At 59.1% G+C, this 21,656-nt stretch carries 23 protein-coding genes; 5 read left to right on the top strand and 18 right to left on the bottom strand.

What is annotated here, in order from left to right; genetic code table 11:
- Positions 1-31: 31 nt before the first annotated feature.
- Complete coding sequence (gene nlpD / locus AB8W27_RS04355) at positions 32-1,120, bottom strand: murein hydrolase activator NlpD (protein WP_282913977.1); 1,089 nt, start codon at positions 1,118-1,120, stop codon at positions 32-34.
- Here nlpD and AB8W27_RS04350 point away from each other — a divergent pair.
- Positions 1,038-1,280: a hypothetical protein gene (locus AB8W27_RS04350; protein ID WP_242658686.1), complete on the top strand. Its 243-nt coding sequence runs from the start codon at positions 1,038-1,040 to the stop codon at positions 1,278-1,280. The genes nlpD and AB8W27_RS04350 overlap by 83 nt on opposite strands.
- 22 nt (positions 1,281-1,302) lie before the next feature.
- Here the strand turns inward: AB8W27_RS04350 and AB8W27_RS04345 are convergent, their stop codons facing one another.
- Positions 1,303-1,929, bottom strand: coding sequence for a protein-L-isoaspartate(D-aspartate) O-methyltransferase (locus AB8W27_RS04345; protein WP_007763606.1), 627 nt, complete (start codon positions 1,927-1,929; stop codon positions 1,303-1,305).
- Complete coding sequence (gene surE, locus AB8W27_RS04340; protein ID WP_041923869.1) at positions 1,923-2,684, bottom strand: 5'/3'-nucleotidase SurE; 762 nt, start codon at positions 2,682-2,684, stop codon at positions 1,923-1,925. Before surE ends, AB8W27_RS04345 begins: the two co-directional genes overlap by 7 nt.
- A 384-nt stretch (positions 2,685-3,068) precedes the next feature.
- Here surE and AB8W27_RS04335 point away from each other — a divergent pair, with 384 nt between their 5' ends.
- Positions 3,069-3,395, top strand: coding sequence for a DUF1493 family protein (locus AB8W27_RS04335; protein ID WP_041923870.1), 327 nt, complete (start codon positions 3,069-3,071; stop codon positions 3,393-3,395).
- 70 nt (positions 3,396-3,465) lie between these two features.
- On the opposite strand, the gene truD is transcribed toward AB8W27_RS04335, so the two are convergent.
- From truD to cysG, 9 genes are all read right to left on the bottom strand, one after another.
- Positions 3,466-4,515 carry a tRNA pseudouridine(13) synthase TruD gene (gene truD / locus AB8W27_RS04330; RefSeq protein WP_015742283.1) on the bottom strand — a complete coding sequence of 350 codons (1,050 nt, stop codon included), beginning with the start codon at positions 4,513-4,515 and terminating at the stop codon, positions 3,466-3,468.
- On the bottom strand, positions 4,512-4,991 hold the full coding sequence (gene ispF / locus AB8W27_RS04325; protein WP_007701242.1) for a 2-C-methyl-D-erythritol 2,4-cyclodiphosphate synthase: 480 nt from the start codon (positions 4,989-4,991) through the stop codon (positions 4,512-4,514). The genes truD and ispF overlap by 4 nt, the downstream gene beginning before the upstream one ends.
- On the bottom strand, positions 4,991-5,701 hold the full coding sequence (gene ispD, locus AB8W27_RS04320) for a 2-C-methyl-D-erythritol 4-phosphate cytidylyltransferase (protein ID WP_041923871.1): 711 nt from the start codon (positions 5,699-5,701) through the stop codon (positions 4,991-4,993). The genes ispF and ispD overlap by 1 nt, the downstream gene beginning before the upstream one ends.
- Before the next feature lie 19 nt (positions 5,702-5,720).
- Positions 5,721-6,032 carry a cell division protein FtsB gene (gene ftsB, locus AB8W27_RS04315; RefSeq protein ID WP_007663569.1) on the bottom strand — a complete coding sequence of 104 codons (312 nt, stop codon included), beginning with the start codon at positions 6,030-6,032 and terminating at the stop codon, positions 5,721-5,723.
- 162 nt (positions 6,033-6,194) lie between these two features.
- Positions 6,195-6,518, bottom strand: a complete 324-nt coding sequence (locus AB8W27_RS04310) for a DUF3561 family protein (RefSeq protein WP_007763632.1) — start codon at positions 6,516-6,518, stop codon at positions 6,195-6,197.
- Positions 6,519-6,567: 49 nt separating this feature from the next.
- Positions 6,568-7,173 carry an adenylyl-sulfate kinase gene (gene cysC, locus AB8W27_RS04305; RefSeq protein ID WP_007763635.1) on the bottom strand — a complete coding sequence of 202 codons (606 nt, stop codon included), beginning with the start codon at positions 7,171-7,173 and terminating at the stop codon, positions 6,568-6,570.
- Positions 7,173-8,600 (bottom strand): sulfate adenylyltransferase subunit CysN, encoded by a 1,428-nt coding sequence (cysN, locus tag AB8W27_RS04300; RefSeq protein WP_015742287.1) that lies wholly within the window; start codon positions 8,598-8,600, stop codon positions 7,173-7,175. The genes cysC and cysN overlap by 1 nt, the downstream gene beginning before the upstream one ends.
- Before the next feature lie 9 nt (positions 8,601-8,609).
- Entirely contained in the window at positions 8,610-9,518 is a 909-nt protein-coding gene (cysD, locus tag AB8W27_RS04295; protein WP_007763637.1) for a sulfate adenylyltransferase subunit CysD, read from the bottom strand.
- A gap of 9 nt (positions 9,519-9,527) precedes the next feature.
- Positions 9,528-10,943 (bottom strand): siroheme synthase CysG, encoded by a 1,416-nt coding sequence (cysG, locus tag AB8W27_RS04290; protein ID WP_015742288.1) that lies wholly within the window; start codon positions 10,941-10,943, stop codon positions 9,528-9,530.
- A gap of 244 nt (positions 10,944-11,187) precedes the next feature.
- Here cysG and AB8W27_RS04285 point away from each other — a divergent pair, with 244 nt between their 5' ends.
- Positions 11,188-12,177, top strand: a complete 990-nt coding sequence (locus tag AB8W27_RS04285; protein WP_015742289.1) for an aminopeptidase — start codon at positions 11,188-11,190, stop codon at positions 12,175-12,177.
- Positions 12,178-12,205: 28 nt separating this feature from the next.
- Here AB8W27_RS04285 and cysH read toward each other — a convergent pair whose 3' ends face one another.
- From cysH to cysJ, 3 genes are all read right to left on the bottom strand, one after another.
- Positions 12,206-12,940, bottom strand: coding sequence for a phosphoadenosine phosphosulfate reductase (gene cysH / locus AB8W27_RS04280; protein WP_041923872.1), 735 nt, complete (start codon positions 12,938-12,940; stop codon positions 12,206-12,208).
- Between the two features lie 216 nt (positions 12,941-13,156).
- The gene (gene cysI, locus AB8W27_RS04275) at positions 13,157-14,869 is read right to left on the bottom strand and encodes an assimilatory sulfite reductase (NADPH) hemoprotein subunit (RefSeq protein ID WP_041923873.1); all 1,713 of its coding nucleotides are present in this window, start codon (positions 14,867-14,869) and stop codon (positions 13,157-13,159) included.
- Complete coding sequence (gene cysJ, locus AB8W27_RS04270; RefSeq protein ID WP_015742292.1) at positions 14,869-16,671, bottom strand: NADPH-dependent assimilatory sulfite reductase flavoprotein subunit; 1,803 nt, start codon at positions 16,669-16,671, stop codon at positions 14,869-14,871. The genes cysI and cysJ overlap by 1 nt, the downstream gene beginning before the upstream one ends.
- 306 nt (positions 16,672-16,977) lie before the next feature.
- On the opposite strand from cysJ, the gene queD reads away from it, so the two are divergent.
- Positions 16,978-17,340: a 6-carboxytetrahydropterin synthase QueD gene (queD, locus tag AB8W27_RS04265; protein ID WP_015742293.1), complete on the top strand. Its 363-nt coding sequence runs from the start codon at positions 16,978-16,980 to the stop codon at positions 17,338-17,340.
- Positions 17,341-17,484: 144 nt separating this feature from the next.
- Here the strand turns inward: queD and queE are convergent, their stop codons facing one another.
- Positions 17,485-18,156 (bottom strand): 7-carboxy-7-deazaguanine synthase QueE, encoded by a 672-nt coding sequence (gene queE / locus AB8W27_RS04260; RefSeq protein ID WP_015742294.1) that lies wholly within the window; start codon positions 18,154-18,156, stop codon positions 17,485-17,487.
- 199 nt (positions 18,157-18,355) lie between these two features.
- Here queE and AB8W27_RS04255 point away from each other — a divergent pair, with 199 nt between their 5' ends.
- Positions 18,356-19,324 (top strand): YgcG family protein, encoded by a 969-nt coding sequence (locus tag AB8W27_RS04255; RefSeq protein WP_041924200.1) that lies wholly within the window; start codon positions 18,356-18,358, stop codon positions 19,322-19,324.
- Here AB8W27_RS04255 and AB8W27_RS04250 read toward each other — a convergent pair.
- Complete coding sequence (locus tag AB8W27_RS04250; protein WP_041923874.1) at positions 19,310-19,999, bottom strand: N-acetylmannosamine-6-phosphate 2-epimerase; 690 nt, start codon at positions 19,997-19,999, stop codon at positions 19,310-19,312. The two genes, AB8W27_RS04255 and AB8W27_RS04250, sit on opposite strands and share 15 nt — an antisense overlap.
- An 8-nt stretch (positions 20,000-20,007) precedes the next feature.
- Entirely contained in the window at positions 20,008-21,564 is a 1,557-nt protein-coding gene (locus AB8W27_RS04245; protein WP_282913976.1) for a PTS transporter subunit EIIC, read from the bottom strand.
- Positions 21,565-21,656 lie beyond the last annotated feature (92 nt).

The raw sequence follows: 21,656 nt of genomic DNA, 5'->3' as shown, positions 1-21,656 counted from the left end.
CAAAGCGCCTGAAGAAGCGCACTCTGCCAATTTATCGCTGCGGCAAATAGCGCAGCGGGTTTACGGATTTCCCCTTGTAACGAATTTCAAAATGCAAGCGTGTCGAACTGGTTCCGGAGCTACCCATGGTAGCGATTTTTTGCCCCGCCTTAACTTCTTGTTGTTCCCGGACCAGCATTGTGTCGTTATGGGCGTAGGCACTCAGGTAATCATCGTTGTGTTTGATGATAATAAGATTACCGTAACCGCGAAGCGCACTACCTGCATACACAACGCGTCCATCTGCGGTCGCGATGATTGACTGCCCTTTGCTGCCTGCGATATCGATCCCTTTGTTCCCCCCTTCAGCGGCGGAGAAGTTCTCGATAACGTTGCCTTCGGTCGGCCAGCGCCAGGTAGCGACAGGTGCGCTATTGGTCGTGCTGCTTACGGTCGGTTCTTGCGTGCTAACAACAGGTGCTGTGGAAGGAGCTACGACTGCCCCAGAGCTCACATTCCCAGGCAACATTTTGTTAGCACTCTGTTCACCTGAATCCTCAGAGTAAATAATTGTCGGTTTTGACGCAACCACCGTGCTGCTATTTTGCGCAGGTTTTGAGACTATTCCTTGTGCGCTTGCATCAGCTTGCGTAATTGCATTGCCACCTGTGATCGGCGTACCGGATGCGTTCCCGACCTGCAAGGTCTGGCCGACATTCAGGCCGTACGGGGCTTCGATATGGTTACGCTGAGCGAGATCGCGGAAATCGTTCCCGGTAATCCAGGCAATATAGAACAGCGTATCGCCGCGTTTCACGGTATAGGTGCTGCCGCCGGTATAGCTGCCTTTCGGAATATTCCCATACTTGCGATTGTAAACAATGCGACCGTTTTGGGTCTGTACGGGCTGATCGGGGATGGCCTGCGCCTGACGCGGCTGGCTAATCTGCGGCTGAACCGGCGCGGGCTGGATCTGCGGCTGGCTGGCTTGCGTTGAGATATTCGATGGCGGCATGATCATCCCGCCGCCTGCGCCGGAACTGGCCCCTGCGCTGCTGGTGTTTGCGCTGCCGCCAACGGAACTGACGGGCGCCGGTGCGGAGGAGTTATTTGAATTACATGCCGCCAGACAAAGCGAAATCAGTGACAGCGCCGCGACACGGCGTGCTGTGAAGGTTGGGCTTCCCGCGCTCATTTATCCCCCTGGAATGGTTTACTTCTCTAAAAAATACGATGACAACCGCTCTGGTCGGCGCCTGGCCGACGCGATTTTTGCTCACCATACGCCAAAAACGCGCTAAAAACTCAGGAAAAATTCCTGGTTTACGCCAGCTCCCCTTTCACCAGAGGAACAAAGCGCACGGCTTCTACGGTGTCGATAATAAACTCGCTCCCCCGCCGACGAACGCGCTTTAACACCTGCTGTTCGTCGCCCACGGGAAGAACCAGAATGCCGCCCTCGTCCAGTTGCGACAGTAAGGCCGTCGGGATTTCAGGCGGAGCGGCAGTCACAATAATAGCGTCAAATGGCGCGCGCGCTTGCCAGCCCTGCCAGCCATCACCGTGGCGGGTAGAAATATTGTGCAGATCGAGCTGCTTCAAACGCCGTCTGGCGTGCCATTGCAGGCTTTTAATGCGCTCGACGGAGCAGACGTGATGCACCAGATGGGCCAGAATCGCCGTCTGGTAGCCAGAGCCGGTGCCGATTTCCAGCACACGTGAGGCGGGCGTGAGCGTCAAAAGCTCCGTCATCCGCGCCACCATATAAGGCTGAGAAATAGTTTGCCCGGAACCGATAGGTAGCGCCACGTTCTCCCAGGCTTTGTGCTCAAACGCTTCATCGACAAACTTTTCACGCGGCACGCGCGAAAGAGCCTCAAGCACGCGTTCATCTTTGATGCCCTGAGCACGCAGTTGATTCAGAAGGGTCTGAACACGATTGTTTACCATTGCCCGTTCACTCCGGCGCTGGATAACCAGCGGGTCACCACGTCCTGCGCGCTGTGCGCGGTTAAATCGACATGCAGCGGCGTGACGGAGACATAACCTTCGTCCACCGCGGCGAAATCGGTATCCGGACCGGCATCGAGCTTATCGCCCGGCGGGCCTATCCAGTAGAGCGTGTTGCCGCGCGGATCGTCCTGCGGAATGACTTTATCCGCCGGATGACGGCTGCCGCAGCGGGTGACGCGAATGCCTTTGATTTCCTCAAGCGGCAGATCGGGCACGTTGATATTGAGAATACGCCCGGTGCGCAGCGGCTCGCGGGCGAGCGCGCGTAACAGCGTGCAGGTCACGGCAGCGGCGGTCTCGTAGTGCTCGTAGCCGTTGAGTGACACCGCCAGCGCCGGCAGCCCCAGATGACGGCCTTCCATCGCCGCCGCCACCGTGCCGGAATAAATCACGTCATCGCCAAGATTTGGCCCGGCGTTAATGCCGGAAACCACGACGTCGGGGCGCGGGCGCATCAGCGCGTTAACGCCGAGGAATACGCAGTCGGTCGGCGTGCCCATCTGTACCGCGATGTCGCCGTTGGGGTAAGTGAACGTGCGAAGCGAAGATTCCAGCGTTAAGGAGTTAGACGCGCCGCTACGATTGCGGTCGGGAGCCACCACCTGAACCTCGGCGAATTCACGCAGCGCTTTCGCCAGCGCCTGAATACCCGGCGCGTGGATCCCATCATCATTACTCAGCAATATCCGCATAACGCGCGTAATCCTTTCCTGGTGTTAAACATGGAAGCGTGATTCCTTAAATCTCGTTCTGCTTTTTCTGTTTTGCCTGCGCTGAAGCTGATTCAGGCAGAAGGCCGGATAGCCGCTCGCTGGCATTCTAACGCGCGATGCCGCTGTCCGGTAGGGCCGATTTTCGCAATATCATGTTGTTACATGAGCAGAAGCGATAATGCCCTGCGCTGCGCGTCATCAGTTATTAGTTCATTTTTGCCAGGAAAGCCAAACTGACCCTGCTCAGGGAAGAGAGTGTGATGCCTGGCCGCGTGTTTATCCGATCTTTCGCTTGCGGCGTTGTAAGCGCTATACCCGGGTCCCTATACTTTTTCGGGATAAGCCACAGGGAAGGATGACATGATGAAGGACAACCACGACGTGCTGGCTTTCTTTCGTAAGGCATTGCCCACGCTTGTCGATCTCAGGCTTAACAGCATCCCTCTCGAAATAGATGATGCATTGCAGGAATATGCGGAGCCTGACGATCTGCTGGCAGCCATTAACCAGTACGATCAACATTTTCATGTCGATATGTCAGCAATGAACTGGGATCGCTATTATCCGTGGGAAAAACCGTGGTTCTTTCGTCGATGGTTCGTCCGTAAACCTGTCGTGCAGACGGCGAAACCGTTGACCGTACGCATGTTTGCGCAATCCGCGAAAGCCGGGCGCTGGCTGTTTGACTGAGCGTGAAGACAAAAAAACCGCCCTGGGGCGGTTTTTTTATGCGTCGCGAAAGAGTCAGCGCCATCGCCTGTTACTCGCTGATATCCGCGACATCGTCTGAGGTATTGAAAAGCTCTCTGATAACGCTGGTGGCGAAGCTGCCGGCGGGCAGCCAGAAGCTCACCTCAAGCGTCGCATCATCCTGCCACTGCCAGCGCATCTCACGCGGGAACAGTAACATGGCGCGTCTGGCGGCCTCGACCTTTTCACGGGTCAGCAGCGTCAGCAACTCGGTTTCGCTTTCAAGCGTCGCCTGCTCAAACGCCAGCGCCGCGCGCTGGGTGCCCCAGTCGCCGCTGCCGGGCAGCGCGGCGGTGATGAGCAGCTCGCCGTTATCCACACGGGCCTGCAAATCAGCAAGCTCCTCAGGGGCCGCGACAAACCAGCTGCCCCGCCCGGCGAGTTGCAGCGCGTCGCCGTCCATCACCTGACTGAAATCCGGCTGTTGCAGTCGTTCGCTGACCAGCGTGTTAAACATCAGGCTGCGCGCGGCGGAGAGCGCGAAGCTGCGTTTATTGCGCTCGCGCGGCGGCTGGCCGGTTTGCGCCCAGCGTTTCGCCTGGTAAATATTGCTGCCGCCAATCCCGAAACGCTGTGGGCCGAAATAGTTCGGCACGCCCTTCTCGCCAATCAGGCTCAGGCGCTGTTCGATGTCATCGCGGTGCGTGATATCGCGCAGCACCAGCGAGAAGCGGTTGCCTTTCAGCGCGCCCAGGCGCAGCTTGCGACGATGGCGGGAGAACTCCAGCACTTCGCAGCCCTCCAGCGTAAACGCGCGCATCGCAGGCATCTCTTTGCCCGGCAGGCGCGCGCACAGCCACTGCTCCGTTACCGCGTGTTTATCTTTCTGCCCCGCGAAGCTGACCTCGCGCGCCGCGATGCCAAGAAACTTCGCCAGCGCATCCGCCACAAAGCGGGTGTTGCAGCCGGTTTTGCGAATGCGCACCAGCAGGTGTTCGCCGTCGCCGTCCGGCGCGAAGCCTAGATCCTCGACCACCTGAAAATCGGTCGGGCTGGCCTTCAGACGCCCCTGCCCTTGCGGCTGACCGTGCAGCCAGCGCAGCGTGTTGAAATCACTCATGCGCCTGCCTTCATCAGCAGCGCCACCGCCTCGCAGGCGATGCCTTCGCCGCGCCCGGTAAATCCGAGTTTTTCCGTGGTGGTCGCTTTCACATTCACCTGCTCCATATGGCAGCCCAGATCTTCGGCGATAAACACGCGCATCTGCGGAATGTGCGGGGCCATTTTCGGCGCCTGGGCGATGATGGTGACATCGACGTTGCCAAGCGTGTAGCCCTTCGCCTGGATACGACGCCAGGCTTCGCGCAGCAGCTCGCGGCTGTCGGCGCCTTTAAAGGCCGGATCGGTATCCGGGAACAGTTTGCCGATATCGCCCAGCGCCGCGGCGCCAAGCAGCGCGTCGGTCAGCGCATGCAGCGCCACGTCGCCGTCGGAGTGCGCCAGCAGACCTTGCTCATAAGGAATACGGACGCCGCCAAGAATAATCGGGCCTGTGCCACCAAAAGCGTGTACATCAAAACCATGTCCGATACGCATTATGCCGTCTCCATAGGGGTTAACCGGGTAAGATAAAACGCCGCCAGAGCCAGATCCTCAGGGCGGGTGACTTTAATATTGTCCGCGCGACCGGCGACCAGCTCCGGGTGGAAACCGCAATGCTCCAGCGCCGAAGCTTCGTCGGTAATGGTCACGCCTTCGGTGAGCGCGCGCGTCAGGCAGTCGCGCAGCAATTCCAGCGGGAACAGCTGCGGGGTGAGCGCGTGCCAGAGATTTTCGCGATCGACCGTATGCGCGATGGCGGGTTTGCCCGGCTCCGCGCGCTTCATGGTGTCGCAGGCAGGCGACGCGAGAATGCCGCCCACCTGGCTGGTTTCCGTCAGGGCCAGCAGGCGTTCGAGATCCTGGGCGCTAAGACACGGACGCGCGGCGTCATGCACCAGCGCCCAGCGCGCGTCGCCCGCAGCCTGAAGCCCGGCCAGTACGGAATCGGCCCGCTGCGCGCCACCGCGCACCACCTGAATATCCGGATGGGCCGCGAGCGGCAGCCGGGCGAAGGTGGTGTCGGCGGGGCTTATTGCGATAATCACCCGGCTGATGCGCGGATGCTGCAACAGCGGGGCGACCGCGTGTTCGAGAATCGTCTGGTTCCCGATGGTGAGGTATTGTTTGGGACATTCCGTCTGCATACGGCTGCCGATTCCGGCCGCCGGCACCACGGCAATCACGTCCGCAAAGGAAGGCGCCATGTGTAAAACCCGCTTCTGGTTATCGATTATTTTGCGCAGGCCCACCGGCGCGCTTAGCGGCGTCCGGCACCAGACGATAGAAGGTTTCGCCCGGTTTGGTCATGCTTAATTCGTTGCGCGCGCGCTCTTCGATAGCTTCCTGACCGCCGTTGAGATCGTCAATTTCGGCGAAAAGCTGATCGTTACGCGCTTTGAGTTTGGCGTTCGTGGCCTGCTGTACCGCCACGTCGTCAGCTACGCGGGAATAGTCGTGGATGCCGTTTTTTCCAAACCACAGCGAATACTGTAGCCAGACCAGCAAAGCCAGCAATAGCAGCGTTAGTTTACCCATTCTGCCCCCTGAAAAACGGCTTCATCATCCCATAACTTCCCGCCGGACTCTACCCGGCTTGCTACGACGTGCAGGTTAAGAAATTAAACAGCGGCAGAATGTACCACAGAAAGCGCGCCGATGCGTATGCGCCTGTTGAGAGAGCGTGAAAATCGCGGAAGGTTAGCTCACCAGCCAGAGAAAGAGCAGCCCGAACATCAGCCCGACGCTTATCAGCGTGGCAAGCGTACTGTAGACCAGACGGCGCTCAAGCAGCGAAAAGACCGCCACGCCGACCAGCACGGCCACCGGCATCAGCGCCAGAAAAAACGGCCAGGTGTAAAGCATAAAAAAAAGCGTGTTAGAGCCGTAAAGCATAAACGGCGCGCCAAGCGCCAGCAGCCACGAAATAAAGCCCACCACGGCGCCAGGCCAGGCCCAGGTGGGTTCTTCGACGGCAGGCGCGTTATCCGCCTGGGTGACAATCATATTCGTGGTATTCCGCATCGCTTATCCTGTGACATGACGGGCCGGGAAAGGGTCTCCCGGCGCGGTCTCAGGATTTGATGATATCTTCGCGACGCAGCAGGTCTAATAATTGCGCCATCAAATTTGTTACCAATTGTTGGCCGTCGAGATGAATTTCCGGCGTCTTTGGTGCCTCATACACGGCATCAATACCGGTAAAGTTACGCAGTTCGCCCGCGCGGGCTTTTTTATACAGCCCTTTCGGATCGCGGGCTTCACACACCGCCAGCGGGGTATCGACGAACACCTCGATAAAGCGCCCTTCGCCCAGTTGATCGCGCACCATCTGACGCTCGGCGCGGTGCGGCGAGATAAATGCGGTCAGCACCACCAGGCCCGCATCCACCATCAGTTTCGCCACCTCGCCGACGCGGCGGATGTTCTCTTTACGATCGTCATCGCTAAAGCCCAGATCGCTGCACAGGCCGTGGCGCACGTTGTCGCCATCAAGCAGGTAAGTGCTCACGCCAAGCTGATGCAGCGCCTCCTCAAGCGCCCCCGCGACGGTGGATTTTCCGGAGCCCGAAAGCCCCGTAAACCACAGCACCGCGCCGCGATGGCCGTGGAGCTGCTCGCGCTGCGCCGCGGTCACCGGGTGGGCGTGCCAGACGACGTTTTCGTCATGCTGCGCCATTATTTGCCTCCCAGCAGATCGCGCGCGCCCCAGTGGGGGAAGTGACGGCGAACCAGCTGATTCAGCTCCAGCTCAAACGCGCTGAACGCGGAAGGCTCCTGATACACATTCTGTTGCGGCTCGCGCACCATGCCCGCGCCGACCGTCACGTTAGAGAGACGATCGATAAAGATAAGCCCGCCGGTCACCGGGTTCTCCTGGTATTTATCCAGGTTCAGCGGCTCGTCGAAGGTCAGATCCACAAGGCCGATGCCGTTGAGCGGGAGGTTTTCCACCACGCGCTGGGTCAGGTTGTTGATATCGACCTGATACTGGATGTTGTCCACGCGCGCGCGCGTTTTCTTCCCGGCGATTTTAATGTCGTAGCTCTGGCCGGGCACCAGCGGCTGTTCAGCCATCCACACCACGTCCACCGCCGCGCTTTGCACCGCCGCCAGCGTCTGGGTGGCGTCCACCAGCAGGTCGCCGCGGCTGATGTCGATTTCATCTTTCAGCACCAGCGTGACGGCTTCGCCCGCGCCCGCTTCCTCTAAATCGCCATCGAAGGTGACGATGCGCGCCACGCTCGACTCCACGCCGGACGGCAGCGCCTTCACGCGCTGGCCCACTTTCACCACGCCGCCCGCGACGGTGCCTGCGTAACCGCGGAAATCGAGATTAGGGCGGTTAACATACTGCACCGGGAAGCGCAGCGGCTGTTCGTCGACCACGCGCTGGATCTCAATATTCTCCAGCACTTCCAGCAGCGTCGGGCCGGTATACCACGGCATATTCTGGCTCTGCACCGCCACGTTATCGCCTTCCAGCGCCGACAGCGGCACAAAGCGGATATCCAGATTGCCCGGCAGCTGGCCCGCGAACGTCAGGTAATCCTGGCGAATGCGCTCAAACGTCTCTTCGCTGAAATCCACCAGATCCATTTTGTTGACGGCGACTACCAGATGCTTGATGCCCAGCAGCGTCGAGATAAAACTATGGCGGCGGGTCTGATCCAGCACGCCTTTACGGGCGTCCATCAGCAGGATCGCCAGATCGCAGGTAGAAGCGCCGGTCGCCATGTTACGGGTGTACTGCTCATGCCCTGGCGTGTCGGCGATAATAAATTTGCGTTTTTCCGTGGAAAAATAACGGTACGCCACGTCGATGGTAATGCCCTGCTCGCGCTCGGCCTGTAAGCCGTCCACCAGCAGCGCGAGATCCAGCTTCTCGCCCTGGGTGCCATGACGTTTGCTGTCATTGTGCAGGGAAGAGAGCTGATCTTCATAAATCTGGCGGGTATCGTGGAGCAGGCGGCCAATCAGGGTGCTCTTCCCGTCATCCACGCTGCCGCAGGTCAGAAAGCGCAGCAGGCTCTTGTGCTGTTGGGCGTGCAGATAGGCTTCCACGCCGCCTTCGTTGGCGATCTGTTGTGCGATAGTGGTGTTCATGGCGGCTCCTTAGAAATAACCCTGACGTTTTTTAAGCTCCATTGAGCCTGCCTGGTCGCGGTCGATAACACGCCCCTGGCGCTCACTGGTGGTCGAAACCAGCATCTCTTCGATGATTTCCGGCAGCGTCTGCGCGTTCGATTCCACCGCGCCGGTCAGCGGCCAGCAGCCCAGGGTACGAAAGCGAACCATGCGCGGTGTGATCTCTTCGCCCGGCTGCAAATCGATGCGATCGTCATCGATCATCATCAGCATGCCGTCGCGCTCCAGCACCGGACGCTCGGCGGCCAGATACAGCGGAACGATCTCAATATTTTCCAGGTAGATGTACTGCCAGATATCCAGCTCGGTCCAGTTGGAGAGCGGGAAGACGCGAATGCTTTCGCCTTTGTTGATCTGACCGTTGTAGTTGTGCCACAGCTCCGGGCGCTGGTTTTTCGGGTCCCAGCGGTGGAAGCGGTCGCGGAAGGAGTAGATACGCTCTTTCGCGCGCGATTTCTCTTCATCGCGACGCGCGCCGCCGAAGGCCGCGTCAAAACCGTATTTGTTCAGCGCCTGCTTCAGCCCTTCGGTTTTCATGATGTCGGTGTGCTTGGCGCTGCCGTGGACGAACGGGTTAATGCCCATCGCCACGCCTTCCGGGTTTTTATGCACCAGCAGTTCGCAGCCGTAGGCTTTGGCGGTGCGGTCACGGAATTCGTACATTTCACGAAATTTCCAGCCAGTATCCACATGCAGCAGCGGGAACGGCAGCGTGCCGGGGTAAAACGCCTTGCGCGCCAGATGCAGCATGACGCTGGAGTCTTTGCCGATGGAGTACATCATCACCGGGTTGGCGAATTCCGCAGCCACTTCACGAATGATATGGATGCTTTCCGCCTCCAGTTGCCGCAGGTGAGTGAGTCGTTTTTGATCCATAACCTTTCCTTAAGCCAGATTCACCACGGAAGAACGAATCGCTTCCGCGTCGGTTGAATGTTGAAACCAGGCGAGCTGCTGGTGGAGCTGCACCACTTCGCCTACAACGAGCAGCGCGGGCATCGGCGCGTCTTTCGCAAGCGTACTGAGGGCGTCGAGCGTGCCGGTCAGCACGCGCTGGTCGTCGCGCGTGCCGCGGCTTATCACCGCGACCGGCGTCGTGGCGTCACGACCATGCGCGATAAGCTGCTGGCTTATCTCCGCCGCTTTCATGGTGCCCATATAGATGGCGAGCGTCTGACGGCTTTTCGCGAGCAGCGCCCAGTCGAACGGCTCGCTGTCCGGTTTATAGTGGCCGGTGACGAACACCACGCTCTGGGCGTAATCACGGTGAGTCAGCGGAATACCCGCGTAGGCCGTGGCGCCGCTGGCCGCCGTAACGCCGGGCACCACCTGAAACGGCACGCCTGCGACTTTGGCCGCTTCCAGTTCTTCGCCGCCGCGCCCGAAAATAAACGGATCGCCGCCTTTCAGGCGCACCACGGTTTTGCCCTCACGGGCGAAATCAATCAGCATCTGGTTGGTCTCATGCTGCGCCACCGCGTGCGCGCCCGCGCGTTTCCCCACACAGATGCGGTCGGCGTCGCGACGCACCAGATCCAGCACGCCGTCGCTCACCAGATGGTCGTAAAGCACGACATCCGCCTGCTGCATCACCTGCAAACCGCGCAGCGTCAACAGCCCGGCGTCGCCGGGGCCCGCGCCCACCAGAATGATTTCGCCCTGCGGGCCTTGCGGCGCGTCCAGTTCGGCTTCCAGCACCGCTTCGGCGGCGCGGGTGTCACCTGCGGCCATCAGGCTCGCAAAGCGGCCGCGAAAGGCTTTTTCCCAGAAGCGACGGCGTCCGTCGGTCGTGGGTATACGCGCTTTAATACGATCGCGAAAACCGCCCGCGACCTCGGCCATCCGTCCGAGGCTCGCAGGCAGCAAGGATTCAATTTTCTCGCGCAGCAATCGCGCCAGCACCGGCGCGTTGCCGCTGGAGGAAATAGCGACGATAAGCGGCGAGCGGTCGACAATCGACGGGAAAATAAACGAGCACAGCGGCTGATCGTCCACCACGTTGACCAGGCGCTGACGGGCATTAGCCTCATCAAAAACCCGGCGGTTGAGCGCGGCGTCGTTGGTCGCCGCGATAACCAGAAACACCGCGTCGAGCTGCGCAGGCTCAAACGACGGGGCCAGCCAGCGCAGCGCGCCTTCCTGCTCCAGCGCCGCCAGCTCCGGATGCAGTTTTTTCGCCACGACAGAGACGCAGGCGCCCGCGCGACGCAGCAGCGCGATTTTACGCAGCGCCACTTCGCCGCCGCCGACGACCAGCACCGGGCGTTGTTTCAGTTGAGCAAATAACGGGAGATATTCCACGGCGATACAACTCGCTAACAACAGGGGACCAGAGGGGACTATAGGGGGAGGCCGATCGCAGATGAAATTACGAATTGGCATTTATAGTTCCACAAAGGAATAAGGCGGCAGAAATGCAAATACCAAAAAGTGCTTAAGCCGTGAAATTTCGGGCGTTTAACGGTAAATCAAATTGTGTAACCGCCGTCACAGTTTCATACTAAGCGCCACGATTTGATCGCGCTTTTTTGAGTAAGGACGTTCTATGTTTTCCGCAGTGCGCCGCGGCACCCTGAGCCTGGCGCTGAGCGTATGCTTCACCCTGCCCGCTTTCTCGCAAACGCTTCACTCCGGCGCTATCGCCAGCGAGCAAACCCGTCACATCGCGACGTTATTTCCTGGCCGCATGACCGGCACGCCTTCAGAGATGCTCGCCGCAGACTATCTGCGCCAGCAGTTCGTGCGCCTCGGGTATCAGAGCGATATTCGCGCGTTTCACAGCCGCTATATCTATACCGCCGGAAACCATCGCACTAACTGGCAGAACGTGACCGGCAGCACCGTGATTGCGGCCCACGAGGGCGCATCGTCGCAGCAGATCATCATCATGGCGCATCTGGACACGTATGCGCCGCAGAGCGACGCGGATGTCGATAACAATCTCGGCGGGCTGACGCTACAGGGCGTGGATGATAACGCGGCGGGCGTCGGTGTGATGCTGGAGCTGGCGGAGCGCCTGAAAGATGTGCCGACGCGCTACGGCGTGCGCTTTATCGCCACCAGCGGCGAGGAAGAAGGCGGCATGGGGGCGGAGAATCTGCTTAAACGCATGAGCGCGATAGAGAAAAAACAGACGCTGCTGGTGATTAATCTCAGCCATCTGGTGGCGGGGGACAAACTCGCATTTACCAGCGGTAAAAGCACGCCTGCCGCGGTGCGCCAGCTCACACGCGACAGCGCGCTGAAGCTCGCGCGGCGCTTTGGCATTCCGGTGGCGGCCAGCAGCGCGTTGCCTGCGGATAATGACGCCGCCGCGTTTGATAAAGCAGGCATTCCGGTACTGTCGGTTTCCGCCGTCAATGACGCTGCCCGCCATCGCGGCCGCCACGCGCTCGCGGCCGTGGCGCATAATGCCCGCGAGGATAATCTGCAATATCTGGATCAGACGCTGCCAGGACGCATCGATAAGCGCTGTCGCGACGTGATGCGCGTACTGCTGCCGCTGGTGAAAACGCTGGCGAAAGCGGAGAAGTAAAAAAGCGCGCCTCCGGGCGCGCTTTTTATTAGCCTTCGTGCAGACCGCACTCGCGTTTAAGACCGAAGAATCGGGTCTCTTCTTCCGCCATGCCGGGCTCCCATTTGCGGGTGGTATGGGTATCGCCCACCGAGAGATAGCCTTCGTCCCACAGCGGATGGTATTTCAGCCCATGCTTCTGGAGGTACTGATAGACCGTACGGTTGTCCCAGTCGATAATCGGCAGGATTTTAAAGACGCCGCGCTGCACGCCCAGTACCGGCAGATTCGCGCGGCTGCCGGACTGATCGCGGCGCAGCCCTGCAAACCAGGTTTGCGCGTTAAGTTCTTTCAGCGCGCGGTTCATCGGCTCGACCTTATTGATGTCGTTGTATTTCTCAATCCCCTCAACGCCCTGCTCCCACAGCTTGCCGTAGCGCGCTTCCTGCCAGGCCGGGCTTTGTTCGGCGCGGTAGATTTTCAGGTTCAGGTTGAGCTTTTCGGTCAGCTCGTCGATAAAGCGGTAGGTTTCCGGGAAGAGATAGCCGGTATCGGTGAGGATCACCGGAATATCCGGGCGCTGCTGTGTGACCAGATGCAGGCAGACCGCCGCCTGAATGCCGAAACTTGAGGAGAGCACAAACTCGCCCGGCAGGTTTTCCAGCGCCCAGTTGACGCGCGCTTCGGCGCTTAACGCTTCAAGCTGCGCGTTGGTGTCGGCGAGCGCGTCGGCGCGGGCCTCTTTTTCCAGTGCGTTCAGCGCATGTAGATCGAGTACAGACATGTGAACCTCGCTTGCATGAATGTGATACCGGTGCGGCGGTGACGCGCCAGGCGCGTGCTGGCGGGTGCGCTGCGCTTACCCGCCCTACGGAAATATCAACCTTTCGTGTGGCGGCGGGTGCGCTTACCCGCCCTACGGAATCATCCGTTCTGGCAGAATCGTTGTAGGGTGGATAAGCGCAGCGCATCCACCGTTACCGCCCGCCACCCTAACCGCTTATTCCCAGAAATCCCGCGCCGGATCGAGCACCGGACGGATAATCCCGGCGCGCACCGTGAAATCGCCAAACCCTTCGCCCGGCTCGCGCTCCTGCGCCCAGCGGCCGACCAGCTCGTCGATATTATCGAGGATCTCCGACTCGGTGATGTTTTCACGATACATCCGCGGAATACGCGTACCGATGCGGTTGCCGCCCAGATGCAGGTTGTAACGCCCCGGCGCTTTGCCCACAAGGCCCAGCTCCGCCAGCATCGCGCGGCCGCAGCCGTTCGGGCAGCCGGTCACGCGCAGAACAATGTGTTCTTCCGCCAGGCCATGCTTCGCCATGATCCCGTCGACCTTATCGATAAACTGCGGCAGGAAGCGCTCCGCCTCGGCCATCGCCAGTGGGCAGGTCGGGAAGGAGACGCACGCCATCGAGTTTTCGCGCTGCGGCGTCACACCGGCCATTAGTCCGTGGGCGCGGGCAATCTGTTCGATCTTCGCTTTATCGCCTTCCGGCACGCCCGCCACGATCAGGTTCTGGTTGGCGGTCAGCCGGAAATCGCCTTTATGGATCCTGGCTATCTCTTTCAGCCCGGTTTTCAGCGGCTTGTCCGGGAAATCGAGAATACGGCCGTTTTCGATAAACAGCGTCAGGTGCCATTTATCATCGATGCCTTTCACCCAGCCGATGCGATCGCCGCGACCGGTAAATTCATACGGACGAACCGGCTCAAAGGTGACGCCTGCGCGGCGCTCTACTTCCGCTTTAAAGACGTCAGGCCCGACGCGCTCCAGCGTATATTTGGTTTTGGCGTTTTTACGATCGGTACGGTTGCCCCAGTCGCGCTGGGTCGTCACCACCGCTTCGGCCACCGCCAGCGTATGCTCCAGCGGAATATAGCCAAACTCGGTGGCGGTGCGCGCATAGGTTTTCTTGTTACCGTGCTCAATAGAGAGCCCGCCGCCCACCAGCAGGTTAAAGCCCACCAGCTTGCCGTTTTCCGCAATGGCGATGAAGTTCATGTCGTTTGCATGCAAATCGACATCGTTTTGCGGCGGCACCACGACGGTGGTTTTGAACTTACGCGGCAGATAAGTCGCGCCGAGAATCGGTTCTTCGTCGGTGGTCGCCACTTTTTCCTGATCGAGCCAGATCTCTGCGTAGGCGCGGGTGCGCGGCAGCAGATGCTCAGAGAGCTTCTTCGCCCACTCGTAGGCTTCGGCATGCAATTGCGACTCGACCGGGTTTGACGTGCAGAGCACGTTACGGTTCATGTCGTTGGCGGTCGCCAGCGCGTCAAGGCCGACCGAGTGCAGCATCTGGTGCGCCGGCTTGACGTTTTTCTTCAGCAGACCGTGATACTGGAACGTCTGGCGGTTGGTCAGACGAATGCTGCCGTAAATCGTGTTTTCTTCGGCGAACTTATCGATGGCGAGCCACTGCTGCGGCGTCATGATGCCGCCCGGCAGACGGCAGCGCAGCATCATCGCGTGACGCGGCTCCAGCTTCTGAGCCGCGCGCTCGGCGCGGATATCGCGGTCATCCTGCTGATACATGCCGTGAAAGCGGATCAGCAGAAAGTTGTCGCCATTAAACCCGCCGGTCAGCCCGTCATGTAAATCTTCGGCAATGGTGCCGCGCAGGAAGTTACTTTCACGCTTCATGCGTTCCGCATCGGAAAGTTTTCCTTCGACCACCAAAGGTCCTGGGTATTTTTCGCTCATCAGTAGACGTCTCGCTGGTAACGGCGCTCAACGCGCAGCTCACTTAAATATTCATCCGCCGCTTCGGCATGCATCCCGCCGTAAGCCGCAATCACTTCCAGTAACGCCTGCTCGACATCTTTCGCCATGCGATTGGCGTCGCCGCAGACATAAAGGTGCGCGCCTTCCTGGATCCAGCGCCACAGCTCCGCGCCCTGCTCGCGGATTTTGTCTTGTACGTAAATTTTATGGTCCTGATCGCGAGACCAGGCAAGGTCGATGCGGGTTAACAGCCCTTCTTTGACATAGCGCTGCCATTCAACCTGATAGAGGAAATCTTCCGTAAAGTGCGGGTTGCCGAAGAAGAGCCAGTTTTTACCAGTGGCGCCGTCGGCTTCGCGCTGCTGCATGAAGGCGCGGAACGGCGCGATGCCGGTGCCTGGGCCAATCATAATGACCGGCGTTTCTGGCGTTGCCGGCAGGCGGAAGTTGTCGTTGTGCTCAATGAATACGCGCACTTCGCCATCTTCTTCCAGACGATCGGCAAGATAGCTCGACGCCCCGCCCGCACGCGGACGGCCTTCGATATCAAAACGCACCACGCCGACAGTGATATGCACTTCGTTTTCGGCTTCCGCCTGCGACGAGGCGATAGAGTAAAGACGCGGCGTAAGGGGGCGCAGCAGGCCAATCAGCTGTTCAGCGTCAAGCTGGGCTGGCGCGAAGCGCGCCATATCGACGATGGGCGTCGTGGCGGCATAGTGTTGCAGCTTCGCTTTATCGCCCACCAGCGGCAGTAAGGTTTCGCTGCGGGTTAGCGTCGCGTAGTTCTCAACGATAGCGGCAGTGTTCACCGTCAGCTCAAAATGCCATTGCAGCGCTTCACCGAGCGGCAACGTTTTCTCACCCACGGTGACCGGCTCGTCGCCTTTCAGCCACAACAGCTCAAGAAGTTCCTGCACCAGCGCCGGATCGTTCTGATACCAGACGCCGAGCGCGTCGCCCGGCTGATAGCGCAGGCCCGCATCGCCAAGATCGATTTCAATATGGCGCACATCTTTTTGTGAATGACGCCCGGTGATTTTCTGGTTCACCGAGAGCGTGGCGGTGAGCGGCGCTTCTTTGGTGTAAGGCGTGGAATCGACCAGATTAACCGTACCGCTGGCGGTGATCGCCGCCTGGGACGGCGCCTCTTTCGGTACGCGCGCTTTCAGTACGTCAACCACGCGCTGGCGCCACGCCTGAGCGGCCGCCTGATATTCGACATCCGCATCCACGCGATCCAGCAGGCGCTCGGCGCCAAGCTCCGCAAGGCGGGTATCGAAATCTTTACCGGCCTGACAGAAGCGCTCATAAGAGGTATCGCCAAGACCAAAGACCGCGAACGCCGTGCCGTCAAGCTTCGGCGCTTTTTTCGACAGCAGGAATTTGTGCAGCGCGACGGCTTCTTCCGGCGGATCGCCTTCGCCCTGGGTAGAGGCCACGACGACCAGCAGTTTTTCCTGGGCAATTTGTTTGAATTTATAGTCGCCCGCGTTAACCAGATTCACATTGAGCTGCGCCGCCAGCAGATCGTCGCGCAGCGCTTCCGCCACGCGGCGCGCGTTGCCGGTCTGGGAAGCGGAAATCAGCGTAATGACCGACGCAGGCGCCGCGGGCGTTTGCACCACCGCCGCACCTGGCTGTTGGTTTACCATTCCCCAGAAATAGCCCGAAAGCCAGGCGAGCTGCGTGGGGGTGAAATCATGAGTCGCCGTCTGAAGGCGAGCCAGCTGCTCCGGGCTGAGCGGGAGCAAAGCGTTCGGTGGGGCCTGAGTCGTCATGCGTCGTTATGTTCCAGTAGCAAAGCTGTTTTTTTATCGCAAAAACAGAAGAGAAAGTAAGGGTAACGGCGGCAAGAATAACAATTAAAGAAGGGATGGAAATAATAAATAACCAAATGGACTAACCAGTTTTACCAATAAGCATAAGCGTTAAAACGGGTTAAATATCTATTTGAAAATAATGGTTATTTTTTTAACTAGCGGTGCGTTTTGCACGCTTATCGTTTATGAGGGTTTTAGTTAATGCTAAAAACGGTCAATTCCGGTACTATGCGGCGGTTTTTTTAGCAAGACTGAGACTGCGTTATGCCTACCACCCTGTTTAAAGATTTTATCTTCGAAGCCGCTCACCGACTCCCCCATGTCCCCGAAGGCCACAAGTGCGGTCGTCTGCACGGACACTCTTTTATGGTGCGCCTGGAGGTAACGGGCGAGGTAGACCCTCATACCGGCTGGATTATCGATTTCGCCGAGCTGAAAGCGGCGTTTAAACCGATTTACGATAGCCTGGATCACTATTATCTGAACGATATTCCGGGGCTTGAAAACCCGACCAGCGAAGTGCTGGCGCGCTGGATCTGGGCTCAGATGAAACCGCGTCTGCCGCTGCTGAGCGCGGTGATGATTAAAGAGACCTGCACCGCCGGTTGCGTGTATCGCGGCGAATAAGGTGCTGGCGTTTTGATGGCGGGTGCGCTGCGCTTACCCGCCCTACAATACAAACGCGATGCCATTCTCGTAGGGTGGGTAAGCGAAGCGCACCCACCGTTCACCTGCCATACATAAAAAAAGAGGGGCTTATGCCCCTCTTTTTTATGCGATATTCAGATACTTGTGCGTCTGCATCGACAACCGCCAGTTGCGGGCGATACAGGTCTCAATGCACAGGCGGGTCGCATCGTCCTTCTGGCTAATCGGCTGAAGCGCAATTACCCGCTGTCTTTCGTCATGCAGGCGCGCCAGCAGTTCATCCAGCGCCTCGATATCACGCATACGCCCTACCGGGTGCTTGATTTCATCGGCACGCATCAGCGCCTGATCCAGCACCTCGTACCCGCCGCGCATATTCACCTTCGGCGATACGGTCACCCAGGTCCCTGTGGTGCAGCGCACCTCATGGGTGCCGCTGGTTTCAATCTGGCAGCTATAACCGTGCGCTTCCAGAAGCTCCGTTAAGGGCAGCAGATCGTGGATACACGGCTCACCGCCGGTGATAACCACATGGCGCGCGGTATAGGCCTGGCGCTCAATCGCCGCCAGCAGCTCTTCCGGACTCGCCGAACCCCATTTATCGCTCTCTTTGGTTTTCGCGATAATGCTGAAAAGCGACACTTCCCGATCGGCGAGCGTCTCCCAGGTGTGTTTGGTATCGCACCAGGCACAACCTACGGGGCATCCCTGCAGACGAATAAAAATGGCGGGCACGCCGGTAAAATAACCCTCGCCCTGCAGGGTCTGAAACATCTCATTAATCGGGTACTGCATGATTCACTCGGTTGATGACTAAAACGGTAATTATTACAGATAACCGCCAGACTAGCATGTGCCATTTGCGCCTTACCGGAAGCCGTCGCCAGGACTGATGCGCATTTGCCCCTCAATTCCAGGGCATTGGCAGGGCCATAAGACGACGGTTACTATGGCGCGGCTCGGCCAGCCGGATAACAAGGAAAAGGCGAAAGTTATGGTACGCACATTAACGTCATTCATTCTGACGGTAGCGCTGATGTTAGTGAACGTCAGCGTGCTGGCGCAGCCCCTCGACGTGCCGCCGATGCGTGGCGTTATCAACGATCCCGCCGATATGCTGAGCGGCCAGGAATACGTGGCCTTGCTTGACGATGTGTCAGCTATCAATACCCGCACCCACGCGCAAACGGCAATTCTGGTGTTACCGGAATTAAAAGGCGACAACCTGGAGAGTTTTGCGACGCGCGCCTTCAACACCTGGCGGCTCGGCAATGCGCAGCGCAACGATGGCGTGCTGATCCTGGTCGCCTGGCACGATCGTCAGGTACGCATCGAAACGGGACGCGGGCTGCAGAAGACGATTCCGGATGAACTGGCGAGCAGGGTAATTAAAGAGTATATGCTGCCCTGGTTCAGGGCGGGCGATCTCACCGAAGGCCTGCGTCAGGGGCTTACCGGTATCGACGCGCTGCTCAGCCATCAGCCGCTGCCGCCTGCGGCATCGCCTTCCTGGGTACAGGCCTGGCTAAAACCGTTGCTGCTGAATTTCTCTTACTGGCTGGCGCTGCCTGTTCTCGCCATCGTGCTGTTTGCCTTAATCATGCTGCGCAAAAAGAAAACGCTGGTGACGCTTTTTTTCGGCACCTTCTGCCTGCTGACGCCCGCGCTTGCCATCACCAGCAATTTCGTCCCCTGGGTGGAGCCGTTTCTCTGGCTTAGCTTTTCTGTGCCCTTTTTGCTGATGATCCTGGCGCTGGTCGTGCTGTTTGCCTTCCCGAATTATCGACTCAGCGCGACAGGCGGCGGGGAGTCGTCAGGCGACGCCTCCTCCGCCTGGCTTGCGACCAGCCACCTTCATTCTTCCTCAGGCGGCGACAGCGCCAGCCATCACAGCAGCCACGACAGCGTCAGCTCGGGCGATGGCGGATCCAGCGATGGCGGCGGCTCGTCAGACAACTGGTGAGCGCAGCGCGTCGGCAAAGCGGCGGGTAATCTGCTGCGGGCGTGTAATAGCCCCGCCCACCACCACCGCGTGCGCGCCCAGCGCCAGGCAGCGCGCCGCGCCCTCGGGCGTATCTACATTGCCTTCGGCGATAACCGGGACCGTCACCGCCGCCAGCACGGCTTTTAGCAGCGCAAAATCGTTCTCCGGGAGGCGATGCCCCTGGGTGTTCGCCGTATAGCCGTAAAGCGTGGTGCCCACGCAGTCGAAACCGAGCGCTTCGGCCGTTACGGCCTCTTCAACGCTTGAGACATCCGCCATCAGCAGTACCTCTGGCCAGGTAAGCCGGATCTTCCCAACGAGCTGTTCGAGCGTTTCGCCGCCGGGGCGCGGGCGCGCGGTGGCGTCGAGCGCTATCATCTCTGGCGCGGCGTCCATTAATTCAGTGATTTCGCGCATCGTCGCGGTGATAAACACGTCGCTTGCGGGATAGTCCCGCTTGATGATGCCGATGACCGGCAGCGCCACCTGTTCTTTAATCGCCCGAATATCCGCCACGCTATTGGCGCGGATCCCCGCCGCCCCGCCCTGCGCGGCGGCCAGCGCCATTCGCCCCATAATAAATGGGCTGTGCAGTGGTTCGTTTTCCAGCGCCTGGCAGGAGACCACCAGCTTTCCTTTGATGTGCTCTAACATCGTTGACCTCAGCTTAATAACTCTTCGATTTCGTTTTTAATAATCGTGACGTGCGGACCGTAGATAACCTGCACACCGTTGCCGCGCAGGATCACGCCGCGCGCGCCGGTCACTTTCAGCGCGGCCTCATCCACTTTGGTTCCGTCGTTCACGGTGACGCGTAACCGCGTGGCGCAGCAGTCAACTTCCTGAAGGTTATCCCGCCCGCCAAGCCCGGCCACCACGGCCTGCGCCCGCTCGCTGTCTTTCATCGCCACGCTTTCCTGAGTTTCTTTTTCCCGGCCTGGTGTGGCGAAGTCGAAACGCGTGATCAGGAAACGGAAGGTGAAGTAATAGAGGAAAAACCACGGCACGCCGACCAGCGGCACCATCAGCCAGTGCGTTTTCGCCTCGCCCTGCAAGACGCCAAAGAGAATGAAATCGATAAAACCGCCCGAGAACGTCTGGCCGATAGTGATGTGCAGAATGTGCGCCAGCATAAAAGCCAGCCCGTCGAAGAAGGCGTGAATGACATACAGCACGGGCGCGACAAACAGGAAGGAAAACTCAATTGGCTCGGTGATGCCGGTCAAAAATGAGGTCAGCGCCGCAGAGAGTAGCAGCCCGGCGACGCGCTTTTTATTCTCCGGCTTCGCCGTGTGGTACATCGCAAGGCATGCGCCGATCAGGCCGAACATCATGGTGATGAAGCGCCCCGACATAAACCGCGACGTGCCGATATAAAACTGCGTCGTCGTCGGGTCAGCAAGTTGTGCGAAGAAGATGCGCTGCGTGCCTTCCACCAGCTGGCCGTTGACGATTTCGCTGCCGCCAAGCGCCGTCGTCCAGAAAGGCAGATAGAAGATGTGATGCAGGCCGAACGGGCCAAGCATACGCAGGATAAAACCATACAGCAGCGTGCCGACATAACCGGTCGCCTCAACCAGCCCGCCAAGCCCGAAAATCATTTTCTGAAAATGCGGCCAGACGATGGTCATCGCCGCGCCGACCACAATCGCCGCCAGCGCGCTGATAATGGGCACAAACCGCGATCCGCCAAAAAAGCCCAGAAACTGCGGCAACGCGATTTTATTAAACCGCTGGTGCAGCGCGCACGTGACCAGACCGATAACGACGCCGCCGAAAACGCCGGTCTCCAGCGTCTGAATGCCGAGCACCATTCCCTGCCCGACCGCGCCAGGATTGCTCTGCGCGAGCTGGCCGGTCAGGGTCAGCAGCGCATTGATGGTGGCGTTCATCACCAGAAAGGCCAGTAACGCGGCGAGGCCCGCAGTGCCTTTATCGGTACGCGCCAGGCCCACCGCCACGCCGACGGCAAACAGCACCGACAGATTCGCGAAGACGATGGCCCCGGCGCTGCTCATGATCGTGAAAATCGCCTGCAGCCAGCCGACATCGAGAAACGGATAAGCCGTCAGCGTGTTGGGATTGGAGAGCGCGCCGCCCACGCCGAGCAAGAGACCTGCCGCCGGTAACACGGCAATCGGCAACATAAATGACTTGCCAAACCGCTGCGCCTTTTCAAACCAGCGCCCTGAAGATGTTCCGCTGAAAAATGCCATGATGAAATCCCCGTCGTTGTTATGATGAAAATATTTATCACATTAAAAATATATAGTGAAAATTATCATCAGCAATAGCGAAGCCGATCATACTT

Origin of the sequence: Cronobacter turicensis, assembly GCF_041222865.1 — a bacterium.
GTDB classification, from domain to species: domain Bacteria; phylum Pseudomonadota; class Gammaproteobacteria; order Enterobacterales; family Enterobacteriaceae; genus Cronobacter; species Cronobacter turicensis.
This window is presented reverse-complemented; position numbering and strand designations above follow the sequence as displayed.

Coding starts and splice junctions, on each gene's coding strand:
- cysH (WP_041923872.1), bottom strand. CDS start 12,940: ATGTCTGTACTCGATCTACATGCGCTGAACGCACTGGAAAAAGAGGCC.
- AB8W27_RS04335 (WP_041923870.1), top strand. CDS start 3,069: ATGAAGGACAACCACGACGTGCTGGCTTTCTTTCGTAAGGCATTGCCC.
- AB8W27_RS04255 (WP_041924200.1), top strand. CDS start 18,356: ATGGTACGCACATTAACGTCATTCATTCTGACGGTAGCGCTGATGTTA.
- cysC (WP_007763635.1), bottom strand. CDS start 7,173: ATGGCGCAGCATGACGAAAACGTCGTCTGGCACGCCCACCCGGTGACC.
- cysN (WP_015742287.1), bottom strand. CDS start 8,600: ATGAACACCACTATCGCACAACAGATCGCCAACGAAGGCGGCGTGGAA.
- queE (WP_015742294.1), bottom strand. CDS start 18,156: ATGCAGTACCCGATTAATGAGATGTTTCAGACCCTGCAGGGCGAGGGT.
- cysD (WP_007763637.1), bottom strand. CDS start 9,518: ATGGATCAAAAACGACTCACTCACCTGCGGCAACTGGAGGCGGAAAGC.
- cysI (WP_041923873.1), bottom strand. CDS start 14,869: ATGAGCGAAAAATACCCAGGACCTTTGGTGGTCGAAGGAAAACTTTCC.
- AB8W27_RS04310 (WP_007763632.1), bottom strand. CDS start 6,518: ATGCGGAATACCACGAATATGATTGTCACCCAGGCGGATAACGCGCCT.
- AB8W27_RS04345 (WP_007763606.1), bottom strand. CDS start 1,929: ATGGTAAACAATCGTGTTCAGACCCTTCTGAATCAACTGCGTGCTCAG.
- cysJ (WP_015742292.1), bottom strand. CDS start 16,671: ATGACGACTCAGGCCCCACCGAACGCTTTGCTCCCGCTCAGCCCGGAG.
- ispF (WP_007701242.1), bottom strand. CDS start 4,991: ATGCGTATCGGACATGGTTTTGATGTACACGCTTTTGGTGGCACAGGC.
- ispD (WP_041923871.1), bottom strand. CDS start 5,701: ATGGCGCCTTCCTTTGCGGACGTGATTGCCGTGGTGCCGGCGGCCGGA.
- queD (WP_015742293.1), top strand. CDS start 16,978: ATGCCTACCACCCTGTTTAAAGATTTTATCTTCGAAGCCGCTCACCGA.
- surE (WP_041923869.1), bottom strand. CDS start 2,684: ATGCGGATATTGCTGAGTAATGATGATGGGATCCACGCGCCGGGTATT.
- truD (WP_015742283.1), bottom strand. CDS start 4,515: ATGAGTGATTTCAACACGCTGCGCTGGCTGCACGGTCAGCCGCAAGGG.
- AB8W27_RS04250 (WP_041923874.1), bottom strand. CDS start 19,999: ATGTTAGAGCACATCAAAGGAAAGCTGGTGGTCTCCTGCCAGGCGCTG.
- AB8W27_RS04285 (WP_015742289.1), top strand. CDS start 11,188: ATGTTTTCCGCAGTGCGCCGCGGCACCCTGAGCCTGGCGCTGAGCGTA.
- ftsB (WP_007663569.1), bottom strand. CDS start 6,032: ATGGGTAAACTAACGCTGCTATTGCTGGCTTTGCTGGTCTGGCTACAG.